Origin of the sequence: Vibrio sp. 10N.222.55.C6, assembly GCF_041473395.1 — a bacterium.
GTDB classification, from domain to species: domain Bacteria; phylum Pseudomonadota; class Gammaproteobacteria; order Enterobacterales; family Vibrionaceae; genus Vibrio; species Vibrio crassostreae_C.
In genome coordinates this window covers 1-539 of record NZ_JBFRSD010000721.1, presented here as the reverse complement: position 1 = coordinate 539, position 539 = coordinate 1, and the positions used below count along the sequence as shown (strand labels likewise).

At 43.0% G+C, this 539-nt stretch carries 1 protein-coding gene; it reads left to right on the top strand.

Annotated elements, in window-relative coordinates:
• Positions 1 to 25: 25 nt before the first annotated feature.
• Positions 26 to 502, top strand: coding sequence for a curli production assembly/transport protein CsgE (locus AB4486_RS25820; protein ID WP_240698163.1), 477 nt, complete (start codon positions 26 to 28; stop codon positions 500 to 502).
• Positions 503 to 539 lie beyond the last annotated feature (37 nt).

Below are 539 nucleotides of genomic sequence, written 5' to 3'. Positions count from 1 at the left end.
AAATAGACTTTGAATGGGAGCACATATGAAAATCAAGCTGCTTACAATAACTCTGCTTTCCTTTGCTCTTCATGCAGAAGAAAAGAGTCATGGTCTTGAAAATGCTGCTCCTTTAGAAAATGGACAAAAACTTGAGGACTCGACAAATAATCTTAAGGAAAAATTCAATGACTTCAGTGAAGTCGATGGAATCATTGTGGACAGAACCATTACGCGGTTGGGAGAGGATTTCTATTTTTTCTTCTCGCAATCGCTCAACGAGAGTTATCCCGACCTTAAGGAAAATTTGACGGTAAAAGAAAGGCCAACGGCGTTATCAGGAAGCATCATAGAGGTTCAACACTCTAGAAAACCGATCTTCCGTACGGCGTTGTCCCCTGGTCGTAGACAAGCGAAAGAACGCGCTGCCGATGCAACACGAGTGGTTGGGAATTACATCATCCGATGGCAAGCGGAACGGATCTTTCAGGACACTTACGATCTAGACCATGATGAATTTTAAGGAGCCAAGGATGTCGATATGTTTCAGAAAGGCTGTG

What these genes read in the sequence shown, in the direction of transcription:
- AB4486_RS25820 (WP_240698163.1), top strand. Translation starts at nt 26, where the DNA reads ATGAAAATCAAGCTGCTTACAATAACTCTGCTTTCCTTTGCTCTTCAT.